Raw genomic sequence first — 21,142 nt, 5'->3', positions numbered from 1 at the left:
TTTTGGGGCCGCGCCAGCGGCCACCTGGCTCTCAGTCATCATCTTGTATGATTCAGTTAGAGGTCATGCTCAAACCGTGGCGTGACTAACAAAACCGTCGCAAAAGCCAGCGTTAGGAGATAAGGATGTCCGTAAGTATTGAGGTGGCTGAGACCGCCGAACAGTTTGATTTGGGTGGTAGGTTGATTCGTGCATATGCAGAATTTCTAGGGCTGGATTTGGAGTTTCAGGGCTTTTCCAGTGAGTTGGCATCGCTGCCAATTGTACGGTCCACCCAAAGGTGCGCTATTGCTGAGCTCTTTTGAGGGAGTGCATGTTGGTGCTGTCGGCCTCAGAGAGTTCGAGCCCGGAGTTGCTGAGATGAAGCGGATGTATGTTTTGCCAGACTACCATGGCATGGGTATCGGTAAAGCTCTGACTGAAGCTTTGCTCTGTCAGGCGAAGGAAATGGGTTATGGTTCAGTGCGACTCGACAGCGTTCGTGAGCTTGATAAGGCCTTGCGGTTGTACCAAGCTTTTGGCTTCAAGGAAATCGAGCCGTACCGGTTCAACCCTCACCCAGAAGCTGTATTCATGGAGTATAGAATCTCTTAATTATCGAATTGAGTTATGGGAGCGTTACACATATTGCAGGAGGCATCGTGATAGTCATATATGGAATCAAAGAACACCTTAACCCGGTCAAAGCTCAGCTCTCTGAGGTCATTCACGGATGCATGCAATCCGTACTCGGAATGCCGGAAGACAAGCGGGCTCATCGTTTTATCCCTATGGATGCCGAAGATTTTTATTACCCAGGTGGCAGAACTCCAGCCTACACTGCCATAGAGATCAATATGATGCAGGGGAGGGCTCCAGAGACCCAAAAGGCTTTGATCAAGGAACTTTTCAGAAAAATTGAGTCTGTGGTTGGCATATCTCCTGTAGATATCGAAGTGACAATTAAGGAGCAGCCTGCCCATTGTTGGGGATTTCGGGGTATGACTGGAGACGAGGCACGTGACCTTAAGTATTCAGTCAATGTGTAGCAGGTCGCTCAAGTACGTTTTGGGCCTCCGGCCTCCACCGAATGCCTTTTCGTTAAGCCACAGGGGCGCTGCCAAACAAAGGTGTTGAGCAATAGTCTAAAACACGGAAGAGATGGTTATGATCAGGGATGTGGTCTTCCCCGCAGATAGCGATGAGTTAAGAAAGCTTATTCTCGAGTATGCAGATTGGCTGGGTATCGATCTTTCCTATCAGGATTTTGAGGGAGAGATGGCCTCGCTCGAAGCACTGTTCTCGCCGCCTAGCGGCCAATATACATTCGCAATAGAACGTTTTCGTATCGCCGGTGGTGTTGGGTTTAGACGGATTGACGAGTACACAGCCGAGGTGAAGCGCCTGTACGTACGTCGACAGTATCAGGGTAAGGGACTCGGGCGTGTGCTCATGGACAATCTGCTATTGAAGCTGAAAAGAATGGGTTATACCCGAGTCGTTTTGGATGCCGTGCCTCCTACGAAAAAAGCCCAGGAACTATACGAGTTAATGGGCTTTGAGGAAATCGAGCCCTATTTTTTCAACCCGACGCCCGGCACCAAATTCTATGGCCTTGATCTGCAGAGTTATGCCCTGGAGTCAAATGCTTAACGAGGTCAAGAGACGCTACTGATGTGGCGCACATGTTGCCCGTTTCATCCCAATGGATGCTGAGGACTTTTACTATCCAGGTGGTAGATCACCCGCTTACACGGTTATTAAGATTAATATGATGCAGGGGCGCACCTCGGTGATTCGGAAGGTTCTAGTTAAGGAGTTATTCAGCAAAATCGAGTCGGAGGTTGGCATTCGTTTTGTGGCAATTGGAAAAGAGACTTGAATGACAGCAAAATTTAGCCAAGCGAAAGAAAAGCTTTTAAGCACGGGTTACCCGCGTTGGCGCAATATTCTATCTTGCGTGATTCTTGTGCTACTCGCTACGGGGGCAGTTTCGGCTTGGTGGTATGCGTATTACACAGCAACTGACGTAGAGTGCCACAAAGGTTTTCTGTATTTCTCAGTCGTGTGGCTGGTTGTGCAATGGGTGGTGATCGGGTATTTATTCCGATTGCATATTCCGGCCCATCATGAACGCCCATTCCGGACGAACGTGAACACCTATTCTGGTTCAACGTGAACAGTCATTCTGGTCGAAGATGAACACTTTTCAAGAATTTCCGGAATCGGTGTTCACCATGCCGGAATTGGCGTTCACGTTCCCGGAATCGGTGTTCACGTTCCACCAGAATCCTTCTTAACGCATTGTTTATTCAACCGCTTGCTACTCTGGTTCTTTTTTTGGGAATCAGGGTCATGGCAGCAAAGAGAAATCCAATGCGCAAAATCAGAGAAGTGCTTCGTCTGAGGCTGGAAGCCGGGCTTTCGATCCGGCAGATCAGCGCCAGTACCAAAACCAGTGTCGGGGCTATCCAGAAGCTCCTGACCCGAGCCCAGGCTTTAGAAATCACCTGGCCCTTACCCGAGAATCTGGACGATGGCCGCCTGGCGGCCATGCTCTATCCCGGTGCTGACCCCACCAGCTCCAGCCGTTACCAGGTACCGGACTGGTTGACCGTCCATCAGAACCTCAAACAGAAGGGCGTTACCAAGCAGTTGCTGTGGGAGGAATACACCGCCCAATACCCCAACCGGTGTTACAGCTATTCTCAATACTGTGACCGCTTCCGGCACTGGCAAAAGCAGCAAAGGCGCTCCATGCGCCAGATCCACAAGGCCGGTGAAAAGTGCTTTATTGACTACTGTGGCCCCACCGTTCCGATCATTAACCCGCAAACCGGCGAAATCCGCACGGCCCAGGTGTTTGTCGCCGTGCTGGGGGCGTCCAATTACACCTACGCGGAGGCGACCTGGAGCCAGGTATTGCAGGACTGGCTGATGAGCCACGTGCGCACCTTTGAATTTTTTGGCGGCGTTCCGGAGATGATCATTCCCGATAATCTCCGGAGCGGTGTCAACAAGGCCTGTCGGTACGATCCGGACCTGAACCCCAGCTACCAGCAACTGGCCGCGCACTATCAGGTCGCGGTACTGCCTGCGCGGCCCTACAAGCCCAAGGATAAAGCCAAGGCGGAGGTGGGCGTACAGATCGTTGAACGCTGGATCCTGGCGCGATTGCGCCACCACACTTTCTTCACTCTGGCCGACCTGAACCAGTGTATCCGGGCCTTGTTGGACGACCTGAACAGCCGCCCCTTCCGAGCGCTGCCGGGCAACCGGCAGGAAGCCTTCAAGACACTCGATCAGCCCGCCCTGAAAGCGTTACCCAAACACCCCTATGAGTACGTCGAGATCCGGCGTTGCCGGGTCAACATCGACTACCACATTGAGTTCCAGCGCCATTATTACTCGGTGCCGCACCAGTATGTCGGCGAGCAGGTAGACCTCCATGCCGGTGAGCGACTGGTGCAGATCTACTTCCGGCAGCAACTGATCACCAGTCACCCACGCAGCCATCAGTACGGCATCACCACCGAGCCAGGGCACATGCCCACCCGCCATCAAAAACAACAGCAGTGGACGCCCGGACGCCTCAAGAGCTGGGCCCGGGATATCGGACCGGACACCCTGGTCTGGGTCAGTGGCCGGATGGATGAGCGGGAACATCCGGAGCAGGCCTATCGGGTCTGTCTCGGGTTACTCAACCTGAGCAAGGCGTACCCCGCCGAGCGCCTGAATGCCAGTTGCCGCATTGCCAACCGCGAAGGCCTGGACCGGCTGAAACACATCAAGGCCATCCTCCGGAGCAACCGGGACAAGCTGCCGGAACAGCTGCCCTTACACACCGAACTGCCCCAGCATCACGAGAACATCCGTGGCCCAAAGAGCTTCCACTAGGACCCCCGTATGAACACCTTACAAACCCTGACACGACTGAGAGACCTGAAGCTCGGCGGCATGGCTGCCGCCCTGGAGCATCAACAAAATCAGCCGGGGACTTATGACGAGCTATCGTTCACCGAACGCCTGGAACTGTTACTTGATCGGGAGTTCCAAAGCCGGGACCACCGGAAGCAGGATCGTCTGGTGCGCCAGGCTCGCTTCAAGCTCCGGGCGTCCGTTCAGGACATCGACTACCAGCACCCGCGCAACCTCAAAAAGGCCCAGGTAGCTCAACTGGCCCAGGCCGACTGGCTCGAACGGGGCCAGAACCTGTTGATCACCGGCCCTTGCGGCAGCGGCAAGACCTACCTCGGTTGCGCCGTGGGGCACCAGGCCTGCCTGAACGGCCTCAGCACCCGGTATTACCGGATCTCCCGATTACTGCTGGAACTGACCCAGGCCAAAGCCGATGGCACCTACCAGAAAGCTCTCAGCCAGTTGGCCAAAGTAAAGCTGCTGATCCTGGACGACTGGGGGCTGGAAGCTCTGAAACCGGCACAGCGAAACGACCTGATGGAAATCATGGATGACCGTCACGGCACTCACTCAACCATGATCATCAGCCAGTTGCCTACCGATCAATGGTACGCCGCTATCGGTGACAACACCCTGGCTGACGCCATCCTGGACAGACTCATGCACAACGCCCACCGCTGGGCTCTGAAAGGAGAATCAATGAGAAAAAGACTTCAGGAAATTGACTGAACGTGAACACCCGGAGTACAAACTCCGGTGGGTGATGCGTTAAGAAAAAGGGTGTTCACGTTCAGCCAGAATGGGCGTTCACGTTCGCCGGAATATGCACCGATATCAAAATATTCCGGCCTTTGCGCGGGGCGGCATCAAGTTACTGATACTTCTTGGTAATGTGTGGTTTGGGCTTTTCATTTTTTCACTCCAACCGTGTGCCTCATAGGTCAAGCACATCACCAGAGACTATGGTTTCGACCCCCAAGCCTCAAATAAAGGCCATCTCACCTTGCTGCCAGTAGCAAATAGCAAGCTGCAATGGTAATTCTCTATACGTGTCGGTGGACGCGCTAAAGTAAGCCACTACACCCTGACCCTGCATCAAAGGAATGAATCGGATGGCGAGTGAAAGCTGGTTGTTAGTTGGTGGACTGGTCGCCATCGTTGTAGCGGTTGTCCATTCAGCGCTTGGCGAAGTTCTGATTTTCCAGCGAATGCGTAAAGAGACAATTGTCCCAACGCAGGGGCAGCCGGTCCTCAGAGAGCGTTACGTTAGAATTTTGTGGGCCACATGGCACATCGTTTCTGTATTCGGTCTGGCCATTGCGGGGGTACTTGTTTTCATGTCTCTTTATCCGGTCACCGATGTCCGAGGCTTGTTTCTCCGAGCGGTGGCAATTTCAATGGGCGTGTCCAGCGCATTGGTACTTTTCGCAACTAAAGGAATGCACCCGGGGTGGGTTGGGCTGCTGATCGTGGCGATATCATCGGCAATGGCATTTTGAGAATGCTGCATAAACACAGCAATATTGAGGTCTAGTAAGTTGAGAAGAGTATTAATGAGCGCCTGCCTTCTAGGGAAACGGGTTCGATACGATGGTGGGAGCCTTTCGATGAATGATCAGCTTGTAGAGACCTGGATAACAGAAGGTCGGGTTGTTTCAGTGTGTCCCGAAGTTGAAGCCGGAATGAATATCCCAAGGATGCCTGCGGAGATTTACGGAGGAAGCGGGAACAATGTATTAGACGGCGAATCCGACGTTATTGAAAAGGGCGGAAATATTGTCACCGACGATTTTATTGCAGGTGCTTCTATTGCTCTGGAATTGTGCAAAAAGTTCAGTATTGAGATAGCGATACTGGCCGAGTCCAGTCCTTCTTGTGGAAGTTCATTTATCTATGACGGTCGCTTTTCAGGTAACCGAACTCCAGGCATGGGTGTTACGGCTGCGTTGTTACGTCGGCATAATATCCAGGTATTTAGCCAATATGAGATAGCAGAAGCTAATAACGCCATCCACGCGACAAGCGCTTGATGGTCCTTTTCCAAGGCACCACCTGAACCATGACTTAGAACTGAACGATTGATACTTCGGCAATGGGATGTCAGACCTACCTATGCTGCGCTTTTCTGCGCAGTGCAGCCACACGTTAAACAGTTCATTACTCATCTTGAATGGCTGCCACTGTCGATATATGATCCGTATATAAATCGTATATTAAGGGGCTGCTATGGGAATTGTTAAGATTGACGATGAATTACACGGGGAGATCCGCAAGGCAAGTGCCGTGATGGTTCGCTCTATCAATGCTCAGGCTGAATATTGGATAAAAGTTGGCATGCTTGCCGAGGCGAATCCCAGCATGTCGTTCTCCGAAATCATGCGCGACCAAATGAAGCTGGCCGAGGTAGACATAAGGAAGGCTGTCGGTGGCTAGTGTAAAACGGAAAAGCACCGAGGAACTGAGTGCAATGCGGGAGTCCGGTCGGCTTCTCGCAACGGTTTTCGACTACCTTGATGGCCATATGGAGATCGGCGTATCTACAATGGATATCAACAATCTTGCGGAGAGGTACATTGTCGATCAGCTGAACGCTCGCCCAGCGAGTAAAGGTCAGTATGGGTATCAGTATGTTCTGAATAGCTCTGTAAACCGGGTTGTATGCCACGGCGTTCCTTCAACCGCTCAGAAGCTGAAATCCGGGGATATCATCAACGTAGATATCACGTTAGAGCAGGGCGGATTTATCGCTGATTCCAGCAAAATGTACATGATCGGCGACGTGACTCCGGTCGCCAGGCGTTTGGTCGATAAAACCTATGAAGCCATGTGGGAAGGGATTCGAAGCGTAAAGCCTGGTGCCACACTTGGAGATGTCGGCCATGCCATTCAAAGCCACGCCCAGAAGAACGGCTATTCAGTTGTTCGCGAGTATTGTGGGCATGGGATTGGTCGAGAAATGCATGAAGAGCCACAGGTTCTGCACTATGGCCAGCGTGGAAAAGGGTTGGTCCTCCAGGAAGGCATGGTGTTTACAATAGAGCCCATGTTTAACCAGGGTAAGGCCAAGGTTAAGTTGAAGAAGGATGGGTGGACCGTTGTCACCAGTGACAAGAAGCTGTCGGCTCAGTGGGAGCATACAGTGGCCGTTACCTCCGATGGTTATGAGGTACTGACACTCCGGGCCGAAGAGCATAGTTAAGAGCCTTTAAGTCCACGGCTTTTTCGTTGCGGCGGCGCCTTCACCACAAAACCGTGGACTTCCCTCACTTCAATAGACAGGCATCGATAACTCCGCAATAGCCTTTGTTATCACCTGCTCTTAAGCAAGCCCCTCCAACATTCCCTGAAGGCGCTGCTGTGCCTGCTCATTCAAAGGCAGAAGAGGCTTTCTCGGGTTGCCGACATCGTTGCCTTGCAGGGCCAGGCCGGATTTCACCGCTGCCGCCAAGCCCGATGAAACGATAAACTCCAGAAACGCGTACTGCCGGTAAAACAGCTCTTTGGCTTTCTCGTTTTCACCTTGCTTAACGGCATCATACAGCTGCTTCGGCTTGTCACCGATCAGGCAGGGTGCCGCCGTACACCAGCCGGTGGCACCCGCATTGAGGGCTTCGAGGGCCATGTGGTTGCAGCCATTAAAGAATGGCACTTTGCCATCCGATAGCGTGTAGATTTTATGCATACGCTGAATGTCGCCGGTGCTTTCCTTGATCATGCTGGCGTTCGGGATGCGCTCAACCATTTCCAGCATGAATTCTGGGGACATATCCACGCCGCAGGTGGCGGGGTTGTTGTAGATCATGATGGGCAGTGGGCTGGCGCTTGCGACTGTTTCATAGTGCTGGAAGGTTTCCGCCTCGCTCAACTTGTAGTACGAGAATGGCGAGAGCATGATCGCGTCCGCACCAATTTGATAGACATGCTGCGCTTTTCGCATAGCCTGTTCGGTGGTCAGCTCGGCGATGCCGATGACCACCGGCACCTTACCCGCAATATGCCGCACCGTGTACTCGGCGACCTGCTTCCATTCCGCTTCACTCAAATAGGCGGCTTCACCGGCACTGCCCAAGGCCGCTATGGCGTCCACTTTGGCTTCAAGCAGCACATCGATGACGTCGCCGAGCTTATTGAGGTCAACCTGTTTATTGTCCTGGCTAAAAGGGGTTACCGGATAGCCAATGATGCCTGATAGGTTCATGTCCTGTTCCTCGAAAAAAGGTTGTTAAATGCAGTCCGCGTGGTGTTTAAGCGCCTGCCGTGCGTAGTAGGCAAAATTCACTTTGTTGCGCTTGTCGGTGGATACCCAGTCGTGTGCTTCCCGGGCCAGCTCGTGTGGCAGCGGCTTGATCTCTCCTGCAGCCATCGCAAGCAGCTGCAGCTGTGCCGCGCGCTCTATCAGCACGGCCAGGTTGCAGGCCTCTTCGATCGTCTTGCCGGTGACCAGTTGGCCGTGGTGGGAGAGGAATACGGCGCGGTTGTTGCCCAGGGCGTTTGAGATCAGCACGCCTTCCTCATTGCCTACGGGGACACCAGGCCAGTCCGCGACGAACGAGCAGTCGTCGTACAGAGCGCAGACGTCCATCTGGGAGATCTGCAGTGGTACCTCCAGCATGGCCAGCGCAGCCACGTGGGTCGGGTGGGTGTGAATAATGCAGTTAACCTCCGGATGCTCTTTGTAGATCCAGGTATGGAAGCGGTTGGCGGGGTTGGGCATGCCTTCCCCTGCCAGCGGCTTGAGATCATGGTCGACAGTGATCAGGTTGTCGGCCGTAATCTCGTCGAACCCCAGCCCCAGTCGCTGGGTCAGGAAGGTGTCGCGGTGCTCGGTACGACAGGTGATCTGGCCCGCCAGGCCGGAGTCATGGCCCTTGTCGAACAGAATGCGACAGGTGAGCGCGAGCTTCTCATGGTCGGTCAGTTCCATATCCTGAATCAGGCTTTGCATATCGCGTTCGGTGCTCTGCATCAGTGCCTGCTTGCTTGTGGTGGCGGTCTTCATACGCGTTCTCCTTGGTGTCAGCTTTGACGTGGGGAGAACGATATCGCTATTCTGGACCGGCAATAAGAGCCAGTTTTGTTAGGTTTTCTGGTCCAGTGGAGAGGCGGGCATGTTAAGACCCTGGAAAACGCAGCTGTGGCTGGAGGACAGCCCCGGCAAAACCCTGCATGCAAGATTGCTGAATACGTTGACGGTGGATATCAAGGAAGGCCGGCTGTCGCCGGGGAGCATGCTGCCGGGCTCCCGCTCACTGGCCGAGCAGTTGGGTGTAAATCGCAAAACCGTGCAACAGGTGTATGAGGAGCTGGAGGCCCAGGGCTGGCTGGTTACGCGCCCGCGGTCGGGAACCTTTGTGTCCGAGACCCTGCCCGAGCAGGGGCTGTCGTCCTCTGACCATCAACTGGTTAACAGTACCAACAGGACTCGATCCGCCTCGGAGCTGGTGGAAATCCTCTATCAGGACGCGCTTAGCGCCTACAACGCAATGCCGGTCACCAATGACGGCACCCCGGATTCCCGGTTGATCCCCTATCAACTGCTGGCGCGCACTTATCGACGGGTCTGTATTGAGCTGAGCCGCAACTCCAGGCTGGGCTATGGCGATCCCAAAGGCAGTGTTGACCTGCGCAAGTCGGTTGCGAAGATGCTGTCTGGTGACCGCTTTATGAATTGCTCAGCCGAGCAGGTGTGCATTGTCAGGGGTAGCCAGATGGGTATCTATCTCGCTTCCCGTATTCTAGACCCGAGTAAGGGGGCCATCGTGATGGAAGATCTCTGCTATCTGCCCGCCCGGGCAGCCTTCGAGTCGAATGGTTTCAAGGTGCTGAAATGCAGGCTGGATGGCCAGGGGCTGGATATCGAACACCTACAGGCATTACTCGCCGAGCATTCGGTTGCCGCCATTTATGTCACACCGCATCACCAGTATCCCACCACCGTTTGCCTGCCCATGGATCGGCGGCTAACACTGCTAGAACTTTCCAAAGCACACAGGTTCGCGGTGTTGGAGGATGATTATGACCATGAATTCCACTATGAGACGAACCCTGTTCCCCCACTTGCGAGCTTGCCCAATGCCGAGAACGTGGTGCATATCGGCTCGATGTCCAAAGTGTTTGCGCCGGGTTTAAGGCTTGGCTACATCGCAGCGGATATCCGGTTCATTGAACGTGCTGCACAGGAAATCATACTCATTGACCGTCAGGGCAATACAGTCACAGAGCAGGTTTTGTCTAACCTGATGGAGTCTGGTGAGGTCCGGCGTCACATTCGTAAGACGCGCAAGGAGTATGAGGCCCGGCGTAATTTTGCTGCAGCCGAGTTCGCCCGGGTATTTGGTGACAAGGTATCTTTTACCTTGCCTACCGGCGGAATGGCTATCTGGGTTGATATTTCCAAGCTGGCCAAAAGCCGGGAGCTGGATAGCCTGCCAGGTAAGGATTCGACCCTTAGTACTGCTTATACGGACGATCAGGTGGCGCCGACTCACCTGCGATTTGGGTTTGGAGCGTTAAGTAAAGCTGAGATAACCCAATCGGTGGAGTTGTTAGCGGAGGAGTTGAACTCGACAGGACGTTAGACAGCGAAAGTACGGCGCCTCAGCAATCAGAGGCGCCGCGAGTGGAGGCAACGATTACTTCAGATCTGAGATGCTTGCCCCAAAGTTGATATGGAACGGAGCCCCTTCCAAGACAAGAGCCGGGACTGACTTGACTCCGGCTGCCTCGGCTTCGGCGATTCTCGCCTTGTCATTGCCAAGATGGACCACTTCAACATCGTAGCGAGAGCGATCAATCGCCTCGGCAACATGGTCCTCAGCAGCGACACATACAGGGCATCCTGCGTGGTAGAAAATAGCTTTGCCACTCATTATTGAACTCCTAATATCTGTTGGTTGATTGGCGTGCGCACGACTAAACGATAGAGTTGGCAGAGTGCGTTGACTAGTGGGCACAAATGAGTGGGCTGGGCACCTTTTGGTGTAATTTGTCGAAATGAAAGGAGAAAAATTCTTGCAGACTCGCAGCACCTATCGCAAGTTGGAGGACATAGTGGGCTGCAAATGGTCGGTTTCCGTCCTTCTCGCCGTGGAGAAGGGGGTTAACCGGCCTGGGGCCCTTGAGCGACATATTGAAGGAATCTCGGCAAAAGTCCTCTCTGAACGACTTCGAAAACTTACGGCATATGGCCTGATGCACAAGGAGAGCTTCCCGGAGGTCCCACCGCGTACCGAGTATTCGCTGACCAAGTCTGGTCAGAGGCTCATCAAAATCATTCAGCAAATCCAAGATCTCGATGTCGAAATGAGCGAAAAAAGTGAAAATTCTGTGTAGATGCAACTACCACATAACGCATATGAGCCTTCTTGGAACCAACAGAGAATAGGCATTTTGTTGGCCGCGCCAGCGGCAAACTGAACTCATGAGCGAGAACATTTGCCTCGACAGTTTCGTTCAGCTTTCAGACGCTTAGCGGTTCAGCGGTCACCGGTTAGAGCTAAATGAACCTCAATCTGTGGGAGACAAAATGAAGGTAAAACGAATAGTTACCAACATAGCGGCGGCAACCCCCTCCGAAGCAGAGAAATTCTACTCGGCTATTTTTGGGCTTAAGATTGTGATGGATCATGGATGGATAAGAACCTATAGCTCGGGCGAGGAAATGACCACTCAGGTAAGCGTGGCATCGGAAGGTGGCTCCGGAACGCCAGTTCCTGATCTGTCTATCGAGGTTGATAACCTGGAGATCGCTTTGGAGAGAGTGAAGAATGGAAATATTGAGATTGAGTATGGCCCGGTAAGTGAGCCCTGGGGTGTTCGTCGGTTCTATGTTCGTGATCCGTTCGGGAAGCTCATCAATGTTTTACAGCATGAGTAACCGTTGGGGATTGCTCTAACGGTTCGTTCCGTGTCAGATGGTAAAAATATGGAACCCGTTGTTCAGGAAGAAACCACTGGTTGTGGTATAGCCGCAAGTGCAGCTTTAGCAGGCATCAGTTATGCCGAGGCTAAACGGACTGCAAACGCGCTGGGTATTTACGCCGACGATACGGCGCTTTGGTCAGAGAGCGTGGTGATGCAAAGGTGTTGGATTCCAGGAAGGCACTGAAAGCAAATGTCCGCCGGGATTTCGGGCGCACGAAACCCAAGTGGTACATTGAGATATAAAGCGAATAGGCCACAGCAGTGGTGGCCTGCACCGGTTCATGGGTTTGGTTCAAAAGGGAGCCAAAATTCAAACTGAATGTTAGGTATGGAACAGTCGATTCAGTCCAGGTTCTGACGGGATCAAACAAGCAGACAAGGAGGTGTACAGATGAAGCAAATGGGTCGCTGTCTCTGCGGAGGCATTCAATCGTGAAAGAAACCCCGTCAGCAAAGCTTGTATCGTCAGCTAATCATACCGCCTCGCCATTTGGCACTCAGTTTTGCGATCATATGACACTCGTCCGTTTTGCCGATGGGCGTTGGTCTGAGGTGGAGACACTGCCGGTAGGACCTTTGCCGCTACACCCAGCATCTCATGTGTTGCATTATGGCAGTTCGTGTTTCGAGGGCATGAAAGCTTTTCGGATGCAGAATGGCGGCGTTCGTATTTTTCGCCTCGACCGCCATGTTGAACGCTTCCAGCGCAGCGCCGAGTTGCTTTGCTTGCCTCTGCCGCCCGCCGACATTGTCGAAGCAATGATCCGCCAACTCGTTGATTTATGTTTTGACGATATACCGGAAGCACCTGGTGCGCTCTACCTACGGCCGGCGCTGATTGGCACGGAGGAGAACATCGGTTCGGCGGGTGCGCCCTCTGCACAGGCCATGCTCTATGTGTTGGCGTCGCCCGTCGGAGATTATTTCTCGAGAGGTGGTCATGGTTTGACTATCCTGATCGAAGATCAGGAGTTGCGGAGTACTCCCGGCTTCGGTCAGGCGAAAGCCGGAGGTAATTATGCCTCAGCGCTTCGCCATGTCGTTAAAGCCAGGAAAGAACATGGAGCAGATCAGGTGTTGTTCTGCCCGAACGGCGATGTGCAGGAAACAGGGGCGTCGAACTTCTTCCTGATCAATGATTCTCAGCTGCTCACGAAGCCTTTGGATGCGTCGTTTCTGCATGGCGTCACCCGGGATTCGGTAATAACCCTTGCTCGAGACTTGAACTATGACGTCATCGAACGAGATTTTACCGTTGCTGAGGTCATGGATTGGATTCAGACCGGAGAAGCCGCGTTATCCGGAACAGCGGCTGTTCTTTCTGGTGTGGGGTCGTTTGTGCACAAAGGCGCTACATACAAGGTAGGCGATGGTAGCACCGGCCCTAACACTCGAAAACTGAGCGACGCACTGCGGGCACTGCAATCTGGTAGAACTGAAGATAGATTCGGCTGGCTGAGCTGAATGTTGCTTCTGGAGTAGCGACGTGAAACTCAAGGAACTTTTAGAAGAACTCGAGACGCTAGGGAAAGAGAACGATGCGTCGGTAGAGCAGAAAGATCGCAAGTATCTCAACATCACCAGGGATACCGGGGAGTTCTTGTCGGTACTGATAAAAGCTGGCGCAGTGAGACAGGTTCTGGAGATCGGAACGTCTAACGGTTATTCCACTTTGTGGATAGCGTCCGCGCTACCAGAGGATGGACATGTGACCACTCTGGAAGTGTCTCCGTTCAAGATTAGTCAGGCCAAAAGCAACTTCAAACGTGCCAATCTCGATCATAAGATCACTGTGGTACAAATGGGCGCCGTCGATTATCTCGGGCAAGCTAGCCGTTTGTTTGATCTGGTTTTTCTTGACGCCGACCGCGCGAGCTACGTTCAAGTTGCTGGCCAAATCGTTTCCCTCATTCGGCCCGGGGGCATTCTGGTGTGTGACAATGCGGTTTCGCACGCTGAGGAACTGAGGGAATTCATTGATTTTGTCGACAGCACTGGCGGGTTTACCACCACTACTGTGCCGGTAGGCAAAGGTGAGTTCGTGGCGTGTAAAAAAACATAATCAAGACTGGTGGTGGGAACGCTTGGAAGCGGTTTCTCTACAACCTCGTTAAGCACCAGGGGCGGATGCGCGCGTGTGTGGCCCGCAGCGGAATGTTATCTGATTGGAATGGAGGCACAGATGAGATCTATTGCAACATCACTCATGTTTGTTGGAGAGCAGGCTGGGAAAGCCGAGGAGGCCATCAGGTTTTATACCTCGCTATTCGTTGGTTCAGAGATCGTCGATATTCAACGTTACCAGGCCGGCGAGCATGAACCAGAAGGTTCTGTGAAAATGGCGAAGTTTAAGATAAACGGTCGAGAGTTTATGGCGCTCGACAGCCACCTTGATCACCAATTTACGTTTACGCCCTCCATGTCGCTGTATGTTGAGTGCGAATCGGCGAGCGAAATTGAGGAAGTATTTAAAGCCCTGGCAGAAGGTGGCTCAGAGCTAATGCCGCTGGATAATTATGGTTTTAGCCAGAAATTCGGGTGGTTGAATGATAGGTATGGTGTGTCTTGGCAGCTAAACCTGTCGAACTAGTGTGGCGACAACTCCAGCCCAAAACCGTGCGCAGTGTTACGTAGTTTCCGCGGTTGCCGGAGGCCCTACATTGAACGCATAGGAGACTCAGACAATGGCGACAGATAAACAGCCACTACCGGAGGTCGTTTCTTCGGAACAGTGGAAAGCGGCGCTGGATCAGCTTCTTGTAAAAGAGAAAGAGTTAACCCGGGCACGGGATGCACTGAACGCAGAGCGTAGGAAGTTACCGATGGTCAAGGTGGCCAAGCACTATACGCTCCAGGGGGAAAATGGCGCAGTGTCCCTGCTCGATTTGTTCGAAGGGCGCCGTCAGCTCATTGTTTATCACTTCATGTTTGCCCCGGATTGGAACGCTGGCTGCGACGGTTGCTCCTGGTTGGTAGATGCCATGACACACCCGGCCCACCTGCATGCTCGCGATACGTCGTTGGTTATGGTGTCACGCGCACCAAGGGAAAAACTCATGCAGTACAGGTCGCGGATGGGATGGACGGCGCCTGTTCCATGGTATTCGTCTTACGAGAGCGACTTTAACGTCGATTTCGGCGCAACCACGGATAACGGTGAACGACACGGTGCCAGTGTTTTTATTCGCGACGGAGATGATATCTACCGCACCTACTATACGGGTGCGCGTGGCGTCGAATATCTCGGCACTCTCTGGACATACCTGGATTTGACCCCCTTTGGTCGCCAGGAAACTTGGGAAGACTCACCGGAAGGCTGGCCTCAGACGGAGCCCTACGTATGGAATCGCCGCCACGATGAGTACGACGTCTGACAACTCATATGGAGGAAAGATGATATGAACACGGCTCCCGCACCCTATCCCATCGGTAAGCCTGGCACTCCCTGGGGTGAGGTGGAACGTGCTGAGTGGTTGTCACAGCAGACCCGTCAACGGAGCTATGAGTCTGATGTGTTGAGCGTGATCGAGCGTCTGCGCCCACGTTTTGATGTGGAAGAGTATGGCCGTCTGGATTATGGCGCCAACCGTTATCCGCTGATGGCGATTCGCAGCCGCGACTGGCGTGAGGATTTGCCAGTCGTGCTGATAACAGGCGGGGTACACGGCTATGAAACCAGCGGTGTACACGGCGCACTGCAGTTTCTTGATCAGCATGCGGCGGATTACGCGGGCCGTGTCAATCTGTTGGTCGCGCCGTGCGTCAGCCCTTGGGCATACGAGCGCATCCATCGCTGGAACCCGAACGCGGTCGACCCGAACCGTTCGTTCCGAGATGACGGTTTGGCGGATGAGGCGGCGGCGCTTATGCGACTGGTGGCCCCCGTTCGCGATCATGCATTGATGCATATCGATCTGCACGAGACCACTGATACGGATGAAACCGAGTTTCGTCCCGCGCTCGCGGCCCGAGACGGCAAGCCGTTCGAGCCGGGGGAAATTCCTGACGGCTTCTATCTGGTCGATGACAGCGAAAGCCCAGAGCCCGAGTTTCAACAGGCGTTGATTGAGGCGGTGGAGCAGGTCACACACATCGCACCGGCTGATGGTAACGGTGAGATCTTTGGCTCACCGGTCGCCGCTCGAGGCGTCATTCAGTACCCGCTCAAACAGCTGGGCCTGTGCGCCAGTATCACCAGTGCTCCATACAGGACCACCACTGAAGTCTATCCCGACAGCGCACGAGTGACCCCCGAGCAATGCAATGCAGCGCAGGCTACTGCCGTGTGTGCGGCGATCGACTACGTGCTGGTGAACCCGTAGGGAAGGACAGTCATGATTCTGCAACTAACGTGGGTCGTTATGAGCAGCACAAATGTTTGAGGGGCTGCTCAACCCAGGCGGCTTCCAACTGTCTATTCCGTAATTTGTCTCTGGTTGAAAAAGCCCCTTCCCGCCGTAACGTCATGATGAGTGAGGCGAAAGATCCCCCATCACTCAATTGCACCAGTGGGAGGTAAGCAATGGCAAACGCACAAAACTGGAAACGCGAGCGGGAACAGTATCAGGCGGCCTGGGCCAAGTACCAGAACGTGGCTGAGCGGATAGATGCCAAATACGAAAGCCTCGATAGTGGCACCAAGGACCAGGCGCCCGCCGAGGAAGATCTATCGGAGCTACAGGAAGCCTGGAAAGAGCTTGAGAACGCTCGTGAGCGCCTTGGTGAGTATAACAATGAGCTCCATGAGCGGCATATGGCCCAAGGTAAAAGCATGTGATTTTGTTGAGCACGACCGCGCCATTCTGAGGAAGCGCTAGAGGCGTGTCCTGAACGCGTGTCTAGATAGCTTTTATCCGTGTCAAAGGCCGGAGAGTAGCGCTACTCTCCGGCCTTTATATTTGGATGGCAGTTAAAGCCAGGTCAGGCCCGCGCTGATAATGATGCCGGTGACGATCAGCAGCATCAGGCAGTAGCCCATGATGTCCTTGGCTTTCAGCCCAGCGATGGCAAGCACAGGCAGAGCCCAGAAAGGTTGTAAGAGATTGGTCCAGGCGTCGCCCCACGCAACCCCCATGGCCACTCTGGATATGTCAGCGCCAAGCTCCTGTGCAGCAGGCAGCATAACCGGCGCCTGAACGGCCCACTGGCCGCCGCCGGATGGCACGAATATGTTGACCACCCCGGCGCTGATAAAGCTCCAGAATGGCAAGCTCTCGGCGCTCGCAATGGACACAAACCCTGTTGAGATGCTTGCTGCCAGTCCGGAAGCTGTCATTACGCTCATGATGCCGGCGTAGAACGGAAACTGGATAACGATGCCGGCGCCGCCTTTCACGGCTTCATTCAGGCTGGCAAGCAGGCGCTTTGGGGTCTGGTGCAGGATGATGGCAACGAACAGGAACATGAAGTTCACGATGTTCAGGTTCAGCCCGCCACCCTCGATAAAGTATTGGAAGATGAATGCGATACCACTGAATCCGATCAACCAGGCAAGTATTCTGCTGTTCTCCAGGTAGTCGGCCGGGCGATTGATAACAACCGAGGTGTCGGGCTCATCGTCCAGGATTTTAGGGTCCGCGTACACGCTGTCTCTTTCGTCTGGCAGCATGAGTCGGTTAACCAGGGGCACAATAATAAAAAGTGCGGCGACGATGGCCAGGTTGAAGAAGGCGAAGATGGTTTCACTGGTGCCGATAACGCCGATCACATCTGCAGTGAAGTGGTTCTCTGTGGCAATCGTCAGTGGGATGGAGCCTGCAAGCCCGCCGTGCCAGACAATGAACCCGGAATAGGCACTGGCGATCAGCAACGGATAGTGTACGCGGATTTGCCGGGCGAGGGCTTTGGCAAACAGCGCGCCGACCACCAGGCCAAAGCCCCAGTTGATCCAACTGGCGATCAGCGCGATGAAGGTAACCAGTACAATTGCCTGGCCCGGTGTTCTGGCAAGGCCTGCAATCCGGTTCAGGATGCCACGCACCAGTGGGGTGCTCGCCATCATGAAGCCGGTGACCAGTACCAGCAGCATTTGCATTGAGAAGGTCAGCAGGTTCCAGAAACCGTCCCCCCACATCTCTACTACCGCCATGGGGCTATGCCCCTGGAACACCATAGCGGCAACGAATGACAGCAGTGTCAGTATGATGACGAATAGGTAGGGGTCCGGTAGGTATTTGTCTACCAGACTGACCATAGGTTTGGCTGCTCTGTCTAACACATTGTCCCCCAATATTTTTTTCAGCTTGTTTTGTTGCTGGCAAGCTAAACTAAAAGCCTGGGGTAGCACCAACTATCCTTTCGCCGTATTGCATTACTCATTCATTGGGGGAGGGGGTACTCCCACCATCGTCTATTGCTCCCAGATAGCCCGATTTCTATAATCAATCGTTGGTCCGCTGCCTGATAGCGGCACAGCGATCTTCACAATCCCAATAAAAAGGAAAACCACATGTTGAAACGTCGCTCTCTTCTTGCTGCCGCGGCGGCTACCCTGCTGTTCAGTGCCGTTGCTCAAGCCGATTACAAGGATGAATACACCGTTTCCACCGTACTGCCGTCTGCGTTTCCCTGGGGCCAGGCTGCCGACAAATGGGTGGAGCTGGTGAAAGAGCGCTCCGATGGGCGTATCAACATGAAAATCTACAGCAACTCCCAACTGGTTTCCGGTGACCAGACCAAAGAGTTCTCGGCGATGCGCTCCGGGCTGATCGATATGTCGGTGGGGTCCACCATCAACTGGTCGCCTCAGGTGCCTGAGCTGAACCTGTTTTCCCTGCCTTTCCTGATGCCGGATTATGCCGCCATCGATGCGATCACCCAAGGCGAGGCTGGCGAAGCTGTCTTTGCCGCGATCAAGAAGCGTGGTGTTACACCGCTGGCCTGGGGCGAGAATGGCTTCCGCGAGCTCTCCAACTCCAAGCTGACCATCGATGAGCCGGCCGACCTGGATGGCCTGAAAATACGCGTAGTCGGTTCGCCGCTGTTCCAGGATACCTTTACGGCCCTGGGCGCTAACCCCACCCAGATGAGCTGGGCCGATGCCAAGCCGGCGCTGACCACCGGTGCCGTCGACGGCCAGGAGAACCCGCTATCGGTCTTTGACGTGGCGCGTATCGATCAGGTTGGCCAGAAGTACCTGACCCGCTGGCACTACATGGCGGACCCGCTGGTGTTTGCAGTCAGCAACAGCATCTGGGACCAATTCAGCGAGGAAGATCAGGCGCTGCTGAAGCAGGCGGCGATTGATGCCGGCCAGTGGGAAATCGAGAAATCCCGTAGCGAAATCGACGCGACCCTGGCCGCCATCAAGGAACGTGGCGTAGAGGTCACCGAACTGACTGATGAGCAGCGTGATGCCTTCATGAAGGCCACCCAGTCGGTTTATGAAACTTGGACTCCGCGCATTGGCGAGGATCTGGTCAAGCAAGCGCAGGAAGCGGTCGCCAACCGTAACCAGTAAGCGCGATCTGTTCAGGCGCCCACCGTTGCCGGTGGGCGCTCTTTCCGAACCGGAGTTACCATGCCGTCCCGTCCTCCCAAATTCCGGCTCGATGCCTGGCTGGCCACCATTGCCCTGGTTGCGATCTGCTTGATCAGCCTCGGCAATGTGATCGTGCGCTACGCGACAGATGCCTCCTTTGCCTTTACCGAGGAATTCTCGGTGTTCCTTTTGGTGGTGCTTACCTTCGCAGGCGCTGCGGTGGCTGCGCGACACAACCAGCACATTCGCATTGAGTTGATCGAGCACTATCTGCCGCCCTGGGCACGAAAGGTGGTGTTTGTCCTGCAATGGCTGGGCGGGGTGACAGTCCTGGGGATCATGACGTGGTATGGCAGTACCTTCGCCATGCAGGAATACCAGTGGGAGTCATTGTCACCAGGCCTGGGATTACCTAACTGGATTTACGTGATCTGGCTGCCGCTACTATCTGCAGCCATCATTATCCGCCTGACCCAGAACCTTGTTGATCGCCTTCGCGGCCGGGAAGCCCCAGAGGTGATCCATGAGTCCTGATCTGCTGATGATTGGCAGTTTCCTGCTGGCGTTGCTGTTGGGCATGCCGGTCGCAATTGCCCTGGGCCTGGGCGGGCTGGTGGGTATCGTCGCGGGACTGCCGCCCGCGATGCTGGGCACGTTTGGTACCAACACGTATAACAGCGTGGCCAAATACCCGCTGATTGCGATTCCCCTGTTTATCCTGACCGGCCTGATCTTCGAGCGTGCGGGCGTTGCCGCCGCGCTGGTGCGGTTTGCCCAGTCGATCATCGGCCCCCGCCATGGTGGGCTGACCGTTGTCGCGGTGCTGGTGTGCCTGATCATGGGTGGCATGAGCGGTTCTGGTCCAGCTGATGCGGCCGCTGTTGCCATGGTGATGCTGCCAAGCATGCAGAAGGCCGGTTATCCGAAGCCGTTTTCGGCGTCATTGATTGCGGCTTCGTCGTCCACAGCAATCCTGATTCCGCCGTCCATTGCATTGATTCTTTATTCCATCGTGGTGCCTGGTGTTGATCTGCGGGCGCTGTTCGCCGCTGGTATTTTTCCGGGCATTCTGGCGGGCGCGTCCTTGCTGGCGCCAGCGTTGTATTTTGCGAAGAAGTACCGTTGGGAAGACCCCGAAGCGGTCGAACGCCCGCCTTTCTGGCCCAGCCTCAAGGCGGCCTTGCCCGCGCTGTTTGCACCGGTGATCATCCTTGGGGGCCTGCGCTCAGGCCTGTTTACGCCCACTGAGGCGGCCGTGGTGGCGGTGGCATACGGCGTGCTGGTCGGTTGCGTGTTGTATCGCAATCTCAGCCTGCGGAACCTCTGGGGCCTGATGACAGACGCCGCCGTTACCTCCGGCGTGGTGATGTTTATCATTGCGCTGGCGGGCATCTTCGCCTGGGCGGGGACGACGCTGGGTACTTTCCAGCACCTTGCGGATGCCTTGTTGTCGCTCTCGGAAAACGGCTGGGTGCTGTTGGGTCTGGTGATGGTCCTGGTGCTGATTGCCGGGATGCTGCTGGATGCCATCTCGATCTACCTGATCCTGATTCCGATTGTTCTGCCGCTGATGAATCACTTTGGCTGGAACCCGATCTGGTTTGGCATATTGCTGGCCATGAACATCGCCATTGGCCAGTTCACACCACCGGTCGCCGTGAACCTGATGGTCACCACCCGCATCGCCAACATCCGCCTGGAACACACCATCGGTTGGGCCATGGTGTTTGTGGCTGCGATGGCTGTCAGCCTGGTGCTGGTGATGTTGGTGCCGGGGATTGCGTTGTGGTTACCGGAAAAGCTTGGTTATGTCGTGGGTCCATGGTAAATAGAGCACCGCTA

At 54.5% G+C, this 21,142-nt stretch carries 28 protein-coding genes; 24 read left to right on the top strand and 4 right to left on the bottom strand.

Annotated elements, in window-relative coordinates:
- The first annotated feature begins 125 nt into the window (after nucleotides 1-125).
- The 12 genes from SIC19_RS04190 (at nucleotide 126) to map (ending at nucleotide 7,096) form a co-directional block, all read left to right on the top strand.
- Nucleotides 126-305, top strand: coding sequence for a hypothetical protein (locus SIC19_RS04190; protein WP_127400811.1), 180 nt, complete (start codon nucleotides 126-128; stop codon nucleotides 303-305).
- Nucleotides 241-594 (top strand): GNAT family N-acetyltransferase, encoded by a 354-nt coding sequence (locus SIC19_RS04185; protein ID WP_178380790.1) that lies wholly within the window; start codon nucleotides 241-243, stop codon nucleotides 592-594. Before SIC19_RS04190 ends, SIC19_RS04185 begins: the two co-directional genes overlap by 65 nt.
- 47 nt (nucleotides 595-641) lie before the next feature.
- Nucleotides 642-1,028, top strand: coding sequence for a tautomerase family protein (locus tag SIC19_RS04180; protein ID WP_036204345.1), 387 nt, complete (start codon nucleotides 642-644; stop codon nucleotides 1,026-1,028).
- A 118-nt stretch (nucleotides 1,029-1,146) separates the two neighbouring features.
- The gene (locus SIC19_RS04175) at nucleotides 1,147-1,632 is read left to right on the top strand and encodes a GNAT family N-acetyltransferase (protein ID WP_178380789.1); all 486 of its coding nucleotides are present in this window, start codon (nucleotides 1,147-1,149) and stop codon (nucleotides 1,630-1,632) included.
- A gap of 52 nt (nucleotides 1,633-1,684) precedes the next feature.
- The gene (locus SIC19_RS04170; RefSeq protein ID WP_083637225.1) at nucleotides 1,685-1,861 is read left to right on the top strand and encodes a tautomerase family protein; all 177 of its coding nucleotides are present in this window, start codon (nucleotides 1,685-1,687) and stop codon (nucleotides 1,859-1,861) included.
- Nucleotides 1,862-2,158, top strand: a complete 297-nt coding sequence (locus SIC19_RS04165) for a hypothetical protein (RefSeq protein ID WP_412535580.1) — start codon at nucleotides 1,862-1,864, stop codon at nucleotides 2,156-2,158.
- A gap of 176 nt (nucleotides 2,159-2,334) precedes the next feature.
- On the top strand, nucleotides 2,335-3,876 hold the full coding sequence (gene istA / locus SIC19_RS04160) for an IS21 family transposase (protein ID WP_127401805.1): 1,542 nt from the start codon (nucleotides 2,335-2,337) through the stop codon (nucleotides 3,874-3,876).
- A 9-nt stretch (nucleotides 3,877-3,885) separates the two neighbouring features.
- Nucleotides 3,886-4,626: an IS21-like element helper ATPase IstB gene (istB, locus tag SIC19_RS04155; protein WP_127400812.1), complete on the top strand. Its 741-nt coding sequence runs from the start codon at nucleotides 3,886-3,888 to the stop codon at nucleotides 4,624-4,626.
- Nucleotides 4,627-5,009: 383 nt separating this feature from the next.
- On the top strand, nucleotides 5,010-5,396 hold the full coding sequence (locus SIC19_RS04150) for a hypothetical protein (RefSeq protein WP_075195936.1): 387 nt from the start codon (nucleotides 5,010-5,012) through the stop codon (nucleotides 5,394-5,396).
- Between the two features lie 39 nt (nucleotides 5,397-5,435).
- Nucleotides 5,436-5,927 (top strand): DUF523 domain-containing protein, encoded by a 492-nt coding sequence (locus SIC19_RS04145; protein ID WP_228712221.1) that lies wholly within the window; start codon nucleotides 5,436-5,438, stop codon nucleotides 5,925-5,927.
- Nucleotides 5,928-6,123: 196 nt separating this feature from the next.
- Nucleotides 6,124-6,330: a ParD-like family protein gene (locus tag SIC19_RS04140; protein ID WP_075195934.1), complete on the top strand. Its 207-nt coding sequence runs from the start codon at nucleotides 6,124-6,126 to the stop codon at nucleotides 6,328-6,330.
- 34 nt (nucleotides 6,331-6,364) lie between these two features.
- Nucleotides 6,365-7,096: a type I methionyl aminopeptidase gene (map, locus tag SIC19_RS04135; RefSeq protein WP_412535604.1), complete on the top strand. Its 732-nt coding sequence runs from the start codon at nucleotides 6,365-6,367 to the stop codon at nucleotides 7,094-7,096.
- A 120-nt stretch (nucleotides 7,097-7,216) separates the two neighbouring features.
- Here the strand turns inward: map and SIC19_RS04130 are convergent, their stop codons facing one another.
- The gene (locus tag SIC19_RS04130; protein ID WP_075195932.1) at nucleotides 7,217-8,095 is read right to left on the bottom strand and encodes a dihydrodipicolinate synthase family protein; all 879 of its coding nucleotides are present in this window, start codon (nucleotides 8,093-8,095) and stop codon (nucleotides 7,217-7,219) included.
- 24 nt (nucleotides 8,096-8,119) lie between these two features.
- Nucleotides 8,120-8,896, bottom strand: coding sequence for an aldolase (locus SIC19_RS04125; RefSeq protein WP_075195931.1), 777 nt, complete (start codon nucleotides 8,894-8,896; stop codon nucleotides 8,120-8,122).
- 109 nt (nucleotides 8,897-9,005) lie between these two features.
- Here SIC19_RS04125 and SIC19_RS04120 point away from each other — a divergent pair, with 109 nt between their 5' ends.
- Entirely contained in the window at nucleotides 9,006-10,475 is a 1,470-nt protein-coding gene (locus tag SIC19_RS04120) for a PLP-dependent aminotransferase family protein (protein ID WP_075195930.1), read from the top strand.
- A gap of 54 nt (nucleotides 10,476-10,529) precedes the next feature.
- On the opposite strand, the gene SIC19_RS04115 is transcribed toward SIC19_RS04120, so the two are convergent.
- Nucleotides 10,530-10,766, bottom strand: a complete 237-nt coding sequence (locus SIC19_RS04115) for a thioredoxin family protein (protein ID WP_075195929.1) — start codon at nucleotides 10,764-10,766, stop codon at nucleotides 10,530-10,532.
- A 142-nt stretch (nucleotides 10,767-10,908) separates the two neighbouring features.
- On the opposite strand from SIC19_RS04115, the gene SIC19_RS04110 reads away from it, so the two are divergent.
- The 8 genes from SIC19_RS04110 (at nucleotide 10,909) to SIC19_RS04075 (ending at nucleotide 16,597) form a co-directional block, all read left to right on the top strand.
- Nucleotides 10,909-11,229, top strand: coding sequence for a winged helix-turn-helix transcriptional regulator (locus SIC19_RS04110; protein ID WP_218618582.1), 321 nt, complete (start codon nucleotides 10,909-10,911; stop codon nucleotides 11,227-11,229).
- Nucleotides 11,230-11,422: 193 nt separating this feature from the next.
- Entirely contained in the window at nucleotides 11,423-11,773 is a 351-nt protein-coding gene (locus tag SIC19_RS04105; protein WP_075195927.1) for a VOC family protein, read from the top strand.
- Between the two features lie 479 nt (nucleotides 11,774-12,252).
- Nucleotides 12,253-13,284 carry a branched-chain amino acid aminotransferase gene (locus SIC19_RS04100; protein WP_075195926.1) on the top strand — a complete coding sequence of 344 codons (1,032 nt, stop codon included), beginning with the start codon at nucleotides 12,253-12,255 and terminating at the stop codon, nucleotides 13,282-13,284.
- A gap of 22 nt (nucleotides 13,285-13,306) precedes the next feature.
- Nucleotides 13,307-13,882, top strand: a complete 576-nt coding sequence (locus tag SIC19_RS04095) for an O-methyltransferase (RefSeq protein ID WP_075195925.1) — start codon at nucleotides 13,307-13,309, stop codon at nucleotides 13,880-13,882.
- 120 nt (nucleotides 13,883-14,002) lie between these two features.
- The gene (locus SIC19_RS04090) at nucleotides 14,003-14,410 is read left to right on the top strand and encodes a VOC family protein (protein ID WP_041335301.1); all 408 of its coding nucleotides are present in this window, start codon (nucleotides 14,003-14,005) and stop codon (nucleotides 14,408-14,410) included.
- 94 nt (nucleotides 14,411-14,504) lie between these two features.
- Entirely contained in the window at nucleotides 14,505-15,194 is a 690-nt protein-coding gene (locus SIC19_RS04085) for a DUF899 domain-containing protein (protein WP_075195924.1), read from the top strand.
- 24 nt (nucleotides 15,195-15,218) lie between these two features.
- Entirely contained in the window at nucleotides 15,219-16,142 is a 924-nt protein-coding gene (locus tag SIC19_RS04080; protein ID WP_075195923.1) for a M14 family metallocarboxypeptidase, read from the top strand.
- A gap of 200 nt (nucleotides 16,143-16,342) precedes the next feature.
- On the top strand, nucleotides 16,343-16,597 hold the full coding sequence (locus tag SIC19_RS04075; protein WP_075195922.1) for a hypothetical protein: 255 nt from the start codon (nucleotides 16,343-16,345) through the stop codon (nucleotides 16,595-16,597).
- Nucleotides 16,598-16,729: 132 nt separating this feature from the next.
- Here SIC19_RS04075 and SIC19_RS04070 read toward each other — a convergent pair whose 3' ends face one another.
- Nucleotides 16,730-18,037 (bottom strand): short-chain fatty acid transporter, encoded by a 1,308-nt coding sequence (locus SIC19_RS04070; RefSeq protein WP_075196020.1) that lies wholly within the window; start codon nucleotides 18,035-18,037, stop codon nucleotides 16,730-16,732.
- A 231-nt stretch (nucleotides 18,038-18,268) separates the two neighbouring features.
- Here SIC19_RS04070 and SIC19_RS04065 point away from each other — a divergent pair, with 231 nt between their 5' ends.
- From SIC19_RS04065 to SIC19_RS04055, 3 genes are read left to right on the top strand one after another with little or no spacing between them, the layout of a single operon-like run.
- A complete protein-coding gene (locus SIC19_RS04065) occupies nucleotides 18,269-19,279 on the top strand; it encodes a DctP family TRAP transporter solute-binding subunit (protein ID WP_075195921.1) in 1,011 nt (336 codons plus the stop codon).
- Nucleotides 19,280-19,339: 60 nt separating this feature from the next.
- Complete coding sequence (locus tag SIC19_RS04060; protein ID WP_075195920.1) at nucleotides 19,340-19,834, top strand: TRAP transporter small permease; 495 nt, start codon at nucleotides 19,340-19,342, stop codon at nucleotides 19,832-19,834.
- Nucleotides 19,824-21,128 carry a TRAP transporter large permease gene (locus SIC19_RS04055; protein WP_075195919.1) on the top strand — a complete coding sequence of 435 codons (1,305 nt, stop codon included), beginning with the start codon at nucleotides 19,824-19,826 and terminating at the stop codon, nucleotides 21,126-21,128. Before SIC19_RS04060 ends, SIC19_RS04055 begins: the two co-directional genes overlap by 11 nt.
- Nucleotides 21,129-21,142 lie beyond the last annotated feature (14 nt).

Source organism: Marinobacter sp. MIT930201, from assembly GCF_047122665.1.
Classification (GTDB): Bacteria; Pseudomonadota; Gammaproteobacteria; order Pseudomonadales; family Oleiphilaceae; genus Marinobacter; species Marinobacter salarius.
The sequence above is the reverse complement of the archived record's forward strand: the minus strand, read 5'-3'. Positions and strand labels throughout refer to the sequence as shown.